This window comes from Enterobacter cloacae complex sp. 6730903, from assembly GCF_048283985.1.
In the GTDB taxonomy this organism is placed as follows: Bacteria; Pseudomonadota; Gammaproteobacteria; order Enterobacterales; family Enterobacteriaceae; genus Enterobacter; species Enterobacter hormaechei_C.
The window spans coordinates 39,177-53,488 of the sequence record NZ_JBLVXX010000003.1 but is presented as its reverse complement, the minus strand read 5'-3'; the positions used below and the strand labels follow the sequence as shown (position 1 = coordinate 53,488).

Below are 14,312 nucleotides of genomic sequence, written 5' to 3'. Positions count from 1 at the left end.
TTTAGGAATTAAGTAGTTACTGAATACGTTAATACGTGAAATCTGAGAGGTTGTTGAGAAGATGTAGCAACTCATGACGATGGTTCAGCCCAAGTTTCGCCAGGATGCAGCTGAGACGGTAAATAATGCGGCTGTAGGGGCGGTTCTGTAACTGCGCGATCTGACGCAAGGAGCGACCCTGGGACAGCGCCTGTAAGATCGGCCATTCATCCCGTGAAAACCACTCTTTGCGGTTGCCGACGGGGGCCGGTGCTGCCAGCAAGGTTTGTTGCATAGCCAGCGCCGTTAGCTGGCGTTCAAGAACATGAAAAGGGCCAGCCGCTTTACAAAACAGGCGTGCATCATAATCATCGGCGCGGACGAGCAGGTAGGGTGTCAGGTAGGGGGCGAACAGGCTGTGGCGGCGTAATCGGTCCAGCAGGTCAATGAGCGGCGAGGCGCGGCTCTCAATGTCGACGACCAGACGCGATGAAGGCCAGTGATTTAAATCACTGAGGGCGGCATCCAGCGTGGAATAGTCGCAGCAATTGCTCAGGGGCGACTGCCCGCTCAGAAAACCGGAACGGAAATAATTATCCTGTGTGACCAGAATGATAAAGGGAGCATCGGTTTTGCGGGTCTGGTTGATTGACTGGCTCAAATATTCGAGACGATCAAAAAATGGGAGAGCAAAAGGCGAGTGCGTAGAACCCAGTGAATCACTTCCTGTCCGACGACGCCGGTAACGGCGTACTGTCATTCGCATAGCTTCCCTCTTGGCGATGACCGTTCAGTCCTCCTGCCATCTCCAGGATGGCCAATAATATCCCTGACCGAAGCGCGCGCCAGCATGAAGCGCGCATATACGGTCCCTTTCTGTTTCAATGCCTTCAATAAGCACATTCGCAGCAATTTTTGAACAAAGGGTGACCAGCTGTGTCAGCGCCGGTGTTGCACGTAAACGCCAGAAAGCGATCTTATCGATTTTTATTCCGCTTAACGGCAGGCGGCAGGATAAAAATGCGTGCCCTGACGCTTCATCAATATCATCCAGCCAGATCCGGTGTCCTCGCGCGGTCAACTGCTGAAGCGCACAACTCACCCTCAGACGCGCCGGGTCTGAGAGTGTAAAGAACGAGGCAGGCTCCACGAGTTCAATGTTCAGCGGTGGGCTGTTAAGTTGCAGTAAACGCTGGAACATTTCCGGTATGGTCAGAACGGTTATCGGCAAATTTATGAAAAGGTTGTCACAGGGGAAGGGGTTTTTTAACGCGGCGATCTGTGCTTCCAGCAGCATAAGCGCCCGGGCGGCTGACCAGTCCTGGAAAAAGCTTTCGCTTTGCTGATGCGGCGACAGCACGCTGAGCACTTCGGCCCCCACCGTGCGTGAAGAGGAGAGGGCGACAATGGGTTCAAGCTTAATGCCCGTAATGTCGTGTGAGATGTGCTGCACGCACGAGGGGAAACCTGTCTGCTCTGGCGCTGTCACTCCGTCGTCCTGTTCACTTCCAGCCTCCAGGCGGCCGGGATACCGCAGGACAGTGTGAAGGTGAAGTGAACAGGAAAACAGCAGGCGTTACTTAAAAGCGGCTAAGCCTTTTCGCAGCCCGTAAAAGAGGGATAAATGTTGAAAAAACAGCCGTATTTACAATCATCTAGTCATTATCGCCAGAGAAGGCGGAAAAGGCATTGACTCACTACGCATTGACCGTATAATTCCAGGCGTTTCACCACCGCGAAGTACACTCTTCTCCGTGCGCCCTTAGCTCAGTTGGATAGAGCAACGGCCTTCTAAGCCGTAGGTCGTAGGTTCGAATCCTACAGGGCGTGCCATTAATTTTCACAGATTGCCGCCCGCGCGACGCCCTGCTGATTTTCTCCATGAAACACCCCTCGCGAAAGTAGCGTTAACGCACATTTTTCACAGCACAATTGACTGTTATAACAGTATTTTTCTTACGCTGTGGCAATTTTGTTATTCCTCTACCATGCTCATATCACCTCACTCTCACTCGTGGGGCTTTTTGTAGTTGCTGATTAATCTCAAGGAAAAAGGTTATGAAAAAAACGACTGCTATTTTGATGGGCGCTGCATTTCTGTTTACCACCAATACCTTTGCGGCTGAACTGCTGACGAAGAACGAGTTTGAGAAAGTTGAATCACAGTATGAAAAAATCGGTACGGTTAGCACTTCCAATGAAGTCTCGGTAGACGACGCGAAAAAAGAGCTGATCGAGAAAGCCGATAAAGAAGGTGCTGATGTGCTGGTGCTGACTTCCGGCAACACCAACAACAAAATTCACGGCACCGCCGATATTTACAAGAAAAAATAATGCCTTAGCAACCACCCCTGTTTCGGGGTGGTTGCACGCCATACCTCCCCCTCAACATTGTTTCTTGCCGCTTCTCGCTCAGAGAGGCCCGTTGACACTTGATTACGCATGCATAATGCGTATAGTTCTCATTTGCATTTCTTTTAATAACATTTAAGGCCCGACAACGGGTCATTTTTGCGCGCACGTTAAGAGCTCATTATGAACAACACCACAATGCACAAAACGCTGCTGGCGATTGCCATCGGCGCGGTAACCCACTCCGCTTTTGCGGCGGATGAGAAAAAAGAGGACACCATTGTCGTTCAGTCCACCGCGGGGAGTGATTTCAAACCCGGCGGCGACCAGCTGGTGCCCGCCTTCCTTGACGGGCAGGTGGCGAACGGCGGACGAATGGGGATGCTCGGTCAGCAGAACGCCATGGACGTGCCGTTCAACATCATCAGCTACACCTCGAAGCTGGTGGAAGATCAGCAGGCGAAAACCATTGCTGACGTGGTCGCTAACGACGCGGGCGTGCAGTTCGTTCAGGGGTACGGCAACAGCGCGGAAACCTTCCGCATTCGCGGCCTGAAGTTTGACGGCGACGATATGACCTTTGGCGGATTGTCCGGCGTGCTGCCGCGTCAGGTGGTGGATGCCCAGATGGTTGACCGCATCGAGATCTTCAAAGGCGCCAACTCGCTGATGAACGGCGCCGCAAGCTCCGGCGTGGGCGGGATGATCAACCTTGAGCCGAAACACGCGGGCGACACCCCGCAGGCGAAAGTGGGCGTCGACTACACCTCGGATTCCCAGATTGGCACCACGCTGGATGCGGGTCGTCGCTTTGGTGATAACGACCAGTTTGGCGCGCGCGTGAACCTCGTGCATCGCGAAGGCGAAACCGGCGTGCCGAACGACCGCCGCCGCACCACGCTGCTCTCCACCGGTCTGGATTACAAAGGCGACCGCTTCCGCACCTCGCTGGACCTGGGCTACCAGAAAAAAACCTTCCACGGCAGCCCAACCAGCGTCAACATCTCGGCGGTGGACTTTGTGCCTGAACCGCCGAAGAACGATCGCAACTTCTCGCAGAAGTGGGCCTACAGCGATATCGAAAACGAGTTCGGGATGTGGCGCAGCGAGTACGACATCACCGATAGCTGGACGGCGTATACCGGTCTCGGCGCGCAGCACGCGCACGAAGAAGGGATCTACAGCGCGCCGAAGCTCCTCGATAAGAGCGGTAATGCGACGGTCAGCCGCCTTGATACCAACCGCATCAGCGATTCCGTCAGCGGCATGGCGGGCATTCGCGGTAACTTCACTACCGGCTTCGTCTCGCACAAGGTCAACGTCGGATATTCGGCGATGACCAAAAACGAAAAAATCGCGTGGAAGATGTCGGCCGCGGCGGATAACCCGACCACCAATATCTACCACAACACCGGCGTGGCTATGCCGGACAGCAGCAACTTCAGCGGCTCAGGCGGCAAATACAGCGATCCGCTGACCAGCGGGCGCACCCGCACGCAGGGCTGGCTGCTGAGTGATACCCTGGGCGTGCTGGATGACAAGCTGCTGTTCACCGCAGGCGCACGTCATCAGAAAGTTGTCATCCGCGGGTACAACAAAATCACCGGCGCGGAAAACGACGCGGACGGTTTCGACGGCAGCCGCTGGATGCCCACCTACGGCGTGGTTTATAAGCCGTGGGAGGAAATTTCCCTCTACGCCAACCACACCGAGGCGTTACAGCCCGGTGAAACTGCGCCGAACACTGCTACTAACTACGGCCAGAGCACCGGTATCGTGCACTCTAAGCAGAACGAAATGGGCGTAAAGGCGGACTTTGGCCGCGTGGGCGGCTCCCTGGCGCTGTTTGAGATCAAAATGCCGTCGGCGATCCTTGACGACAGCGGTCACTACGGCCTGGATGCAGAACAGCGTAACCGCGGCGTGGAGCTGAACGTCTTCGGCGAGCCAATGCTTGGGATGCGCCTGAATGCCAGCGCCACCTGGTTGCAGGCTGAGCTGACCAAAACCAAAAACGGCGTCAATCAGGGCAACGATGCGATCGGTATTCCGAGCTTCTACGCCGTGCTGGGCGCAGAGTACGACATCAAGCCGATTGAAGGCCTGACGGCGACCGCGCGCGTTAACCACTCCGGCACGCAGTATGCCGATCTTGCGAACACCAAAAAGCTGGACAGCTACACCACGCTGGATCTGGGCATGCGCTATCGCTTCGCGGTGAACCACAATGAAAACCAGATGACCGTGCGGGCAGGCATCGACAACGTGACCAACGAGAACTACTGGTCAAGCGTGGACGATTCCGGTACTTACATCACACAGGGCGAGCCGCGAACCTTTAAGGTCTCGGTTGGCTACGAGTTCTAAGCGTTCCACCTCGTTATCCGGGGCAGGGACGCCCCAATCCCTTCGTTGTCGTGTTATAAAATTGTAATAAAAGCTTCTTACACTGGTCGCCACAACCTTACCTCTTGGCCAATGACAGGAAGCCGCTATGGGCAGACCCCTCAAATCCGTATTTAAAAAAGAGCATCGCGACGATATCAGTAACCGCAGCGCTAACCCGGTATTCTCCGAGGTTGCAGAGGTGTTCCTCTCGCGCCGCCGTTTTCTCCAGATGGGGGCCGTAGCGGGGGCCGCCGTATCATTCCCGTATCTGATCACACCCGAAAATGCCGTTGCCGCGGTATCGAAGCCTTCCGCGCTGGCAAAAGCAGTTTCCCTGGGCTTTACCAGCATCGACGTCTCCACGGAAGACACGGTCAGAGTGCCGGAAGGCTATATTGCCCGCCCGTTCTATCGCTGGGGTGATCCGACGGGGATCAAAGACAACATGCCGTCCTTTAAGCCGGACGCCAGCAATACCACAGACGAACAGGCTGTGCAGGCGGGTATGCACCACGACGGCATGGCGTGGTTTAGCCTGCCGCAGGGGGCGCAAAACCCGGAGCATGGTCTGCTGGCGCTGAACCATGAATACATCGATAACGGGATGCTGTTTACCGACGGTACGGCGAACTGGAGCCTCGACAAAGCCCGCAAGGGGCAGAACGCGATGGGCGTGTCGGTGGTGGAAGTGAAAAAAACGGGCAGCGGCTGGGAGGTGGTGCGTCCGTCTTCCTTCGCCCGGCGTATTACCGTCAATACGCCGATGCAGCTTACCGGCCCGGCGCGGCATCAGGACTTAATGAAAACCGCCGCCGACCCGCAGGGGGAACGCGTGCTGGGCACCATGCAGAACTGCGCCAACGGCCACACGCCGTGGGGCACCTATCTCACCTGCGAGGAGAACTGGTCGGACATTTTTGTGAAAAAAGCCGATCTCAATCCGCTGGAAAAACGCTACGGCATCAGCGACAGCGATGAGTCCTATCGCTGGAACGAGGTGGATGAGCGGTTCAGCGTCGATAAAACCCCTAACGAACCCAACCGTTTCGGCTGGGTGGTGGAGATCGATCCCTACAACCCGACCTCCACCCCGCGCAAGCACACCGCGCTGGGCCGCTTCAAGCATGAGGGGGCCGCCGTCACGCTCGCCGCCGATAATCGCGTTGTGGTCTACATGGGCGACGACCAGAAGTTTGAGTACATCTATAAGTTTGTCTCCGACAAAAAATACGATCCCGCGAACCGGGAAGCCAATATGCAGCTGCTGACGTCCGGCACGCTGTACGTCGCCAGGTTCAACCAGGACGGGAGCGGCGACTGGCTGCCGCTGATCTTCGGGCAAAATGGCCTGGATAAAAGCAACGGTTTTGCAAGCCAGGGCGATCTGCTGATCAAAACCCGCCTGGCGGCCGACGCGGTGGGGGCAACGAAAATGGATCGTCCCGAGTGGATTGCCGTCGATCCGCACGCCAGCGGCAGCGTCTACTGTACGCTCACCAACAACAGCGATCGCGGGAAGGAGGGGAAGGCGCCGGTCGATGCCGCTAACCCGCGCGCCAACAACGTATTTGGGCATATTATGCACTGGCACGAAGATGGCGCCGATCCTGCCGCCGCACGCTTTAAGTGGGATATTCTGGTTATGGCCGGGCGTACCGACGGCGACGATCCGAAGGCCAAAGGCTCGATGCAGGGCGCGGCATTCGGCAGCCCGGATGGGTTGTCGTTCGATCACCAGGGCGTCCTGTGGATCCAGACCGACGTCTCCTCCAGCACCATCAATAAGAAAGCGTACGAGGGGATGGGCAATAACCAGATGGTCGCCACCATTCCGGGCACCAACGAGTATCGCCGTTTTCTGACCGGGCCGCGCGGATGTGAAATCACCGGCATTGCGTTTACGCCGGACAACCGCACGCTGTTTATCAACATTCAGCATCCGGGGGAGGGCGGGGATGATATTACCGACCCGGCCAATCCGCGCGCTGTTTCCAACTGGCCAGACGCCAGCCCGAACGGGCGTCCGCGATCGTCAACGGTGGTGATTACCAAAGCGGACGGCGGGATCATCGGGTCGTGACGTTTATCCGCCGGGCGCATGCGCTGGCCCGGCGTTAAGCTTGCTACCACCAGCATGAAGTGTTAAAACGTGCCCCTTCTAAAAAAGAGACAGGGGTAGGGCGTGAAAGACGCGTCATCCGCTTCAGGCCATGGTAGCGCTGAAGCTTCGTCGGATCAGAGTCCGACGCTGCAACGTGGTTTGCAAAATCGACATATTCAGTTAATTGCCCTTGGCGGCGCGATCGGTACCGGGCTGTTTCTCGGCATCGGCCCCGCCATCCAAATGGCTGGCCCGGCGGTTCTGCTGGGTTACGCTCTCGCCGGGATTATCGCCTTCCTGATCATGCGCCAGCTCGGCGAGATGGTCGTTGAAGAGCCGGTGTCCGGCTCCTTCGCACATTTTGCCTATAAATACTGGGGGCCGTTCGCAGGTTTCCTCTCCGGCTGGAACTACTGGGTGATGTTCGTGCTGGTGGGCATGGCAGAGCTGACCGCCGCTGGCATCTATATGCAGTACTGGCTCCCGGACGTGCCAACGTGGATTTGGGCCGCGGCCTTCTTCATCATCATTAACGCCGTTAACCTTGTGAATGTGCGCCTGTATGGCGAGACCGAGTTCTGGTTTGCGCTGATCAAGGTGCTGGCGATTATTGGCATGATCGGCTTTGGCCTGTGGCTGCTGTTCTCCGGTCACGGCGGCGACCGCGCGAGCATCGACAACCTGTGGCAGCACGGCGGCTTTCTGGCGACCGGCTGGAAAGGGCTGATCCTCTCGCTGGCGGTCATTATGTTCTCCTTCGGCGGGCTGGAGCTGATTGGTATCACCGCGGCTGAAGCGCGCGATCCGCACAAAAGCATTCCGAAAGCGGTCAACCAGGTGGTGTACCGTATCCTGCTGTTCTATATCGGCTCGCTGGTGGTGCTGCTGGCGCTCTATCCGTGGGTAGAAGTGAAATCTGACAGTAGCCCGTTCGTGATGATCTTCCACGATTTGAACAGCAACGTGGTCGCTTCGGCGCTGAACTTCGTCATTCTTGTGGCGTCGTTGTCGGTCTACAACAGCGGGGTCTACTCCAACAGCCGCATGCTGTTTGGCCTCTCCGTACAGGGCAACGCGCCGAAGTTCCTCACTCGCGTCAGCCGTCGCGGCGTGCCGGTCAACTCGCTGTTCCTTTCTGGCGCTATCACCTCGCTGGTGGTGCTGATCAACTATCTGTTGCCGAAAGAGGCGTTTGGCCTGCTGATGGCGCTGGTTGTCGCCACGCTGCTGCTTAACTGGATCATGATCTGCCTGGCGCACCTGCGCTTCCGCGCGGCGATGCGCCGCAAGGGGCGCGAGACGCAGTTTAAAGCGCTGCTCTATCCGGCGGGGAACTACCTCTGTATCGCCTTCCTCGGGCTGATTCTGGTGCTGATGTGCACCATGGATGAGATGCGCCTGTCAGCAATGCTGCTGCCGGTGTGGGTGGTGTTCCTGTTTATCGCGTTTAAGCTTTCACGAAGGTAAAAGCAAAACGGCAACCTGGTTGCCGTTTTTAGTGTTTGCACCCTCTCCCTGTGGGAGAGGGCCGGGGTGAGGGCACCAGACCGCACCACACTGTCCGCCTTCGCGCCCGGTGGCGCAGCCGTCACCCGACACCTCCCCTTCACCTTTATCGTGACTCCCCTCCCAATTCTGTTCCGATCCACAGGATCTTTATTTTGTAATCGATTACTTTTCATTTGAACGCATTTGTAATCGATTACTTTTTCCGGGTGAGGCTTATCATGGTGTCAACTGAGAGTAGTGAAAAGGCGATAGCGCAGCATCGGCTGCTGGTGCCGCGTCTGTCGCTGATGATGTTTCTGCAATTTTTTATCTGGGGTAGCTGGTCGGTCACGCTTGGCCTGGTGATGAGCCAGCACAACATGTCTTTGCTGATTGGCGACGCGTTCTCTGCCGGGCCTATCGCTTCCATTCTTTCGCCGTTCGTGCTCGGGATGCTGGTGGACCGCTTCTTTGCCTCGCAGAAGGTGATGGCGGTGATGCACCTCGCGGGCGCAGCGATCCTCTGGTTCGTGCCGGGGGCGCTGATTGCTGAGAACGGCGCGCTGCTGATTGGCCTGCTGTTTGGCTACACACTCTGCTATATGCCGACGCTGGCGCTGACCAACAACATTGCGTTTCACAGCCTGGCGAACGTGGATAAAACCTTCCCGGTAGTGCGCGTGTTCGGCACCATCGGCTGGATCGCGGCGGGCATTTTCATCGGCGTCACCGGCGTGGCGTCCAGCGTCACCATCTTCCAGGTGGCGGCGATAAGCTCCGTGCTGCTGGCGCTCTACAGCCTGACGCTGCCGCACACGCCCGCGCCAGCGAAAGGCCTGCCGGTGAAGGTGCGCGATCTCTTCTGCGCGGATGCCTTTGCGCTGCTCAAAACCCGCCACTTCTTCGTCTTCTCCGTCTGCGCGATGCTGATTTCCGTCCCGCTCGGCACCTACTACGCCTACACCGCCTCGTATCTGGCGGATGCCGGGATTGCCGACGTCAGCACCGCCATGTCCTTCGGGCAGATGTCTGAGATCGTCTTCATGCTGATTATCCCTCTGCTGTTCCGCCGCCTGGGCGTGAAATATATGCTGCTGATCGGCATGCTGGCATGGTTCGTGCGTTATGCCATGTTCGCGCTGGGCGTCAGCGAGGAGGGGCGCATTCTGCTGTATCTCGGCATTCTGCTCCACGGCGTCTGCTACGATTTCTTCTTTGTCGTCGGCTTTATCTACACCGACCGCGTGGCGGGCGAAAAGGTGAAAGGCCAGGCGCAGAGCATGATCGTGATGTTCACCTACGGCATCGGCATGCTGCTCGGCTCGCAGATTTCCGGCGCGCTCTACAACCGTCTGGTGGCAGGGCAGACCGTGCCGCAGGCGTGGGTCACATTCTGGTGGATCCCGGCGGTGGCTGCCGCGGCGATCGCGCTGATTTTCCTTCTCACGTTTAAGTATGACGATGACAAGGCGTAACGTTCAGGAGGTGGTATGAGGACAATGAAAGGACCGGGCATTTTTCTGTCGCAGTTTATTGGCGGGGAAGCGCCCTTCAACACGCTCGACGGGCTGGCAGGATGGGCGGCGGGGAAGGGTTACAAAGCGGTGCAGATCCCCTGCAACCATCCGCATATCTTTGATGTGGAGAAAGCCGCAGAGAGTCAGGCCTACTGCGATGAAATCGCGGGCAAGCTGGCCGCGCATGGGCTGGTCATCAGCGAGCTGTCGACCCATCTGGAAGGGCAACTGGTGGCGGTAAACCCGGTTTACAGCGAGGCGTTTGACCACTTCGCCCCTGCTTCCGTGCGCGGTAACGAGGCGGCGCGTCAGGCGTGGGCGACGGAAAAGCTGAAGCAGGCGGCGGTCGCCTCGGCCCGATTAGGCCTGAAAGCACACGCCACCTTCTCCGGATCGCTGGCCTGGCCGTTTTCCTATCCGTGGCCGCCGCACAACGAGCAGCGCTTTCAGGAGGCGTTCCAGGCGCTGGCGACCCGCTGGCGGTCGATTCTGGATACCTTCGACGAGCAGGGCGTGGACGTCTGCTTTGAGCTGCATCCGGGGGAAGATCTGCACGACGGCGTCACCTTCGAGCGTTTTCTGGCGCTGGTCGACAACCATCCGCGCTGTAATATTCTCTACGATCCAAGCCATATGCTGCTCCAGCAGATGGACTATCTGGCCTTTATCGATATCTTCCATGCGCGCATTAAAGCGTTCCACGTGAAGGATGCCGAGTTCCGCCCCAGCGGGCGCAGCGGCGTCTACGGCGGCTACCAGCCGTGGATCAACCGCGCCGGACGCTTCCGCTCGCCCGGCGACGGACAGATCGACTTTAAGGGCATTTTCAGCAAGCTGACCCAGTACGACTACGACGGCTGGGCGGTGCTGGAGTGGGAGTGCTGCCTGAAGGATGGCGATACCGGCGCGAGTGAGGGCAGCGAATTTATCCGCCGTCATATCATCCCGGTTTCCGGACGGGCGTTTGATGATTTCGCCGCAGGGGGCTGCCATGATTAACGTCGGGATTATCGGCAGCGGGTTTATTGGCCCGGCGCATATTGAGGCGCTCAGGCGTCTCGGGTTTGTGCAGGTGGTCGCGCTCTGTGACGGCTCGCTCGTTAAGGCGCAGGAAAAGGCGCTCCAGCTCAATGTGCCGCACGCCTGTGCCAGCGTGGAGGAACTGCTCGCGCTCCCTGATTTGCACGCGGTGCACAACTGTACGCCGAACCAGCTGCACGCGGAGATTAACCGCCAGATCCTGCGTGCGGGCAAGCACGTGTTTTCCGAAAAGCCGCTGTGCATGACGCCGGACGAGGCGCGCGAGCTGGTGGCGCTGGCGGAGCAGGCAGGCGTGGTGCATGGCGTGAGTTTTGTCTATCGCCAGTTTGCGATGGTGCGCCAGGCGGCGAGCATGATGCGCGCGGGCACCCTCGGGCGGCTGTTTGCCTCGCACGGCAGCTATTTACAGGACTGGATGCTGCTGGAAACCGACTACAACTGGCGGGTGGATGCCGCGCTCGGTGGCGCGTCGCGGGCGGTGGCGGATATCGGCTCCCACTGGTGCGATACGGTACAGTATGTGACCGGCAGGCGTATTACCGGGGTGATGGCTGATTTATCCACCGTCTGGCCAACGCGCAAGGCCAACTGGGGCGGTCATCAGACCTTCTCCCATGACGAGCAGGCGGAGTATGAAGACAAACCGGTCACCACCGAAGACTTTGGCTCGGTGCTGTTCCGCTTTGACGACGGCAGCAAGGGCAGCTTTAGCGTCTCGCAGGTGAGCGCGGGGCGAAAAAATCGCCTGACCTTTGAAATTAACGGCAGCGAGCAGTCGGTGGCGTGGGATCAGGAAATCCCGCAGCAGCTGTGGATCGGCCATCGCGCCAGGGCAAACCAGATACTCAGCGACGATCCGGGCCTGATGAACCGTGACGTGGCCGACAGCGCCCACTTCCCCGGCGGGCACATTGAAGGCTGGCCGGATGCCTTTAAAAATATGATGGCGCAGTTTTACCGTGCCGTGCAGGCGGGCGCGATGCCGGATAATCCGCAGTTTGCCACCTTCCACGATGGCGCCTGTGTGATGTATATCATTGATGCGATTATGAAAAGTCATCAGCAGCAGCGCTGGGTGCGCGTGGAATACTGACGCATTGCCCGGTTCGCCGGGCAATCAATTTATGGTAGCCTGCACAAAACGCTAACCGCAGGATGTATCGTCGCTATGTCAATTCAGAAAATCGCTCAACTGGCCGGGGTATCCGTAGCAACGGTCTCCCGCGTACTGAATAACAGCGATACCGTGAAGGCGAAAAACCGCGAGCGCGTTTTGCAGGCGATCCAGGAGAGTAACTATCAGCCCAATCTGCTGGCGCGTCAGCTGCGCACTGCCCGCAGCTATATGATCCTGGTGATGGTCTCGAACATCGCCAACCCGTTCTGCGCCGAAGTGGTGAAGGGCATTGAAGCCGAGGCAGAAAAGAACGGCTATCGCATTCTGCTGTGCAATTCCGGCTCGGATATTGAGCGCTCCCGCTCGGGCTTAAGCCTGCTCTCCGGCAAAATCGTCGACGGCATTATCACCATGGATGCGTTCTCGAAACTGCCGGAGCTGGCCGCGCTGATTGGCAACGCGCCGTGGGTGCAGTGCGCTGAATACGCCGATGCGGGCGCGGTCTCCTGCGTGGGGATTAATGATGTTGATGCCTCCCAGCACGTTGTCAGCCAGCTTGCCGACGGGGGCCGCAAACGCATTGCGCTCATCAACCACGACCTCAGCTACAAATATGCCCGTCTGCGCGAGCGCGGCTATAAGAGCGTCATACACCTGCGGGATCTGGACTATCAGGCGGTGGAGTATGCCAGTGAACTCAGCTCCGGTGCGGGCATGGCGGCGATGCAAAACCTGTTAAAAGCAAACCCGCCGGATGCGGTATTTGCCGTTTCCGATACGCTGGCGGCGGGGGCGCTGCGCGCCATTCAGCAGGCAGGGCTGCGGGTGCCAGAAGATATCGCGGTGGTCGGCTTTGACGGCACTGAGCTGGCGGAGATGATTTCACTCACCACCATTGAACAGCCGTCGCGGGATATCGGGCGCAAGGCGGTCGATCTGTTACTGAACGAAATCGACAACCCGGATGCGCCCACGGAGAGGGTCATGATGGACTGGCGCTTTATTTCCCGCGCCAGCACCTGATTATCTGGCGATAACGCCAGCCAGCGAGCGAATATCGTTTCCGGTTGGCGACTGGTGAATACGCAGGCCAAATTCATCCACCACCGCGAAAATATGATCGAAGATGTCGGCCTGAATATCTTCGTATTCCGCCCAGATCACCGTGTTGGTAAAGGCATATATTTCAATCGGCAGCCCGTTGGCATCCGGCGCGAGCTGGCGCACCATCAGCGTCATATCTTTACGAATACGCGGGTGGTTACGCAGATATTCATTCAGATAGGCACGGAAGGTGCCGATATTGGTCATCTTGCGCAGGTTTAATACCGATTCCCCTTCGCCGTTCTGCTGATTCCACAGGTTAATTTCCTCATGACGCGCGGCCAGATACGGCTTCAGCAGTTTCGCCTGAATCAGTTTCTGCTGCTCCTGCTCGTCGAGGAAATGAATGCTGGTGGTATCGATATTCAGGCTACGCTTGATGCGGCGACCACCGGAGGCGGACATGCCGCTCCAGTTGATGAACGCATCGGACACCAGCGCCCAGGTCGGGATGGTGGTGATGGTGTTATCGAAATTGCGCACTTTAACGGTGGTCAGGCCGATGTCGGTCACCGTGCCGTTGGCGCCGTACTTCGGCATCTCCAGCCAGTCGCCGAGCTTGAGCATGTCGTTGGCGGAGAGCTGAATGCCCGCCACCAGGCCGAGTATCGGGTCTTTAAAGACCAGCATCAGAACGGCAGCCATCGCACCCAGGCCGCTTATCAGAATGGCGGGTGACTGACCGATCAGCAGGGAGATAATCAGTATCCCCACCAGAATGGCACTCACCAGCTTGATGCCCTGGAATATCCCCTTCAGCGGCAGCTGCGAGGCGGTGGCCATTTTCTGCGACAGATTGAAAATCACGTCCAGCAGCGAGAAGAAGGAGAGCAGGGCATAAACCATCACCCACAATTTCGCGCAGGTGGTGAGTAATTCCGCCGCTTCGCTGCCTTTTTGCAGCCACAGAACCGCCTGAACGTTGACGATTATCCCCTGGAGGGTAAACGCCAGACGGTGAAATAATTTGTTCTGCGTAATGATCTGCAACCATAAATGACTGCTGGCCTGGGCGCGTTTCTCGAATGCGCGCAGCACCACTTTGTGCAGAATAAAATGAACGATAATGGCCGTAAGAAAAATAATACCAAAGATAATCACTAAAGAGGTGGTGTGATTAATTTCAATCCCTAACTCTTCAACCTGAGCAATTAATTCCTGCATAACGTCTCCTGTATTGATGCAGCCCCATAATGGCGGCTGCGGATCTATTATGCAAATTCAG

11 protein-coding genes and 1 tRNA gene are annotated in these 14,312 nt (G+C 57.6%); 9 read left to right on the top strand and 3 right to left on the bottom strand.

Annotated elements, in window-relative coordinates; translation table 11 throughout:
• Positions 1 to 28: 28 nt before the first annotated feature.
• Positions 29 to 745, bottom strand: coding sequence for a helix-turn-helix transcriptional regulator (locus ACNQ0W_RS02180; RefSeq protein WP_062932263.1), 717 nt, complete (start codon positions 743 to 745; stop codon positions 29 to 31).
• Positions 746 to 769: 24 nt separating this feature from the next.
• Positions 770 to 1,432, bottom strand: coding sequence for an EAL domain-containing protein (locus ACNQ0W_RS02175; RefSeq protein ID WP_047052846.1), 663 nt, complete (start codon positions 1,430 to 1,432; stop codon positions 770 to 772).
• Between the two features lie 303 nt (positions 1,433 to 1,735).
• Here ACNQ0W_RS02175 and ACNQ0W_RS02170 point away from each other — a divergent pair.
• The 9 genes from ACNQ0W_RS02170 (at position 1,736) to ACNQ0W_RS02130 (ending at position 13,006) form a co-directional block, all read left to right on the top strand.
• Positions 1,736 to 1,812, top strand: a tRNA-Arg gene (locus ACNQ0W_RS02170).
• A gap of 225 nt (positions 1,813 to 2,037) precedes the next feature.
• The gene (yahO, locus tag ACNQ0W_RS02165) at positions 2,038 to 2,313 is read left to right on the top strand and encodes a DUF1471 family periplasmic protein YahO (protein WP_045334432.1); all 276 of its coding nucleotides are present in this window, start codon (positions 2,038 to 2,040) and stop codon (positions 2,311 to 2,313) included.
• Between the two features lie 201 nt (positions 2,314 to 2,514).
• Positions 2,515 to 4,698 (top strand): TonB-dependent receptor, encoded by a 2,184-nt coding sequence (locus ACNQ0W_RS02160; protein ID WP_062932262.1) that lies wholly within the window; start codon positions 2,515 to 2,517, stop codon positions 4,696 to 4,698.
• A gap of 127 nt (positions 4,699 to 4,825) precedes the next feature.
• Positions 4,826 to 6,799: a PhoX family protein gene (locus ACNQ0W_RS02155; protein ID WP_062932261.1), complete on the top strand. Its 1,974-nt coding sequence runs from the start codon at positions 4,826 to 4,828 to the stop codon at positions 6,797 to 6,799.
• 102 nt (positions 6,800 to 6,901) lie between these two features.
• Positions 6,902 to 8,287 (top strand): phenylalanine transporter, encoded by a 1,386-nt coding sequence (pheP, locus tag ACNQ0W_RS02150; protein WP_062932260.1) that lies wholly within the window; start codon positions 6,902 to 6,904, stop codon positions 8,285 to 8,287.
• Between the two features lie 260 nt (positions 8,288 to 8,547).
• Positions 8,548 to 9,783 carry an MFS transporter gene (locus ACNQ0W_RS02145; protein WP_062932259.1) on the top strand — a complete coding sequence of 412 codons (1,236 nt, stop codon included), beginning with the start codon at positions 8,548 to 8,550 and terminating at the stop codon, positions 9,781 to 9,783.
• A gap of 15 nt (positions 9,784 to 9,798) precedes the next feature.
• Positions 9,799 to 10,824 (top strand): sugar phosphate isomerase/epimerase family protein, encoded by a 1,026-nt coding sequence (locus ACNQ0W_RS02140; protein ID WP_062932258.1) that lies wholly within the window; start codon positions 9,799 to 9,801, stop codon positions 10,822 to 10,824.
• Positions 10,817 to 11,959 carry a Gfo/Idh/MocA family protein gene (locus tag ACNQ0W_RS02135; RefSeq protein WP_062932257.1) on the top strand — a complete coding sequence of 381 codons (1,143 nt, stop codon included), beginning with the start codon at positions 10,817 to 10,819 and terminating at the stop codon, positions 11,957 to 11,959. Before ACNQ0W_RS02140 ends, ACNQ0W_RS02135 begins: the two co-directional genes overlap by 8 nt.
• 75 nt (positions 11,960 to 12,034) lie before the next feature.
• Positions 12,035 to 13,006: a LacI family DNA-binding transcriptional regulator gene (locus ACNQ0W_RS02130; protein WP_116329813.1), complete on the top strand. Its 972-nt coding sequence runs from the start codon at positions 12,035 to 12,037 to the stop codon at positions 13,004 to 13,006.
• On the opposite strand, the gene ACNQ0W_RS02125 is transcribed toward ACNQ0W_RS02130, so the two are convergent.
• Positions 13,007 to 14,251, bottom strand: a complete 1,245-nt coding sequence (locus ACNQ0W_RS02125) for a mechanosensitive ion channel family protein (RefSeq protein WP_022650531.1) — start codon at positions 14,249 to 14,251, stop codon at positions 13,007 to 13,009.
• Positions 14,252 to 14,312: the final 61 nt, after the last annotated feature.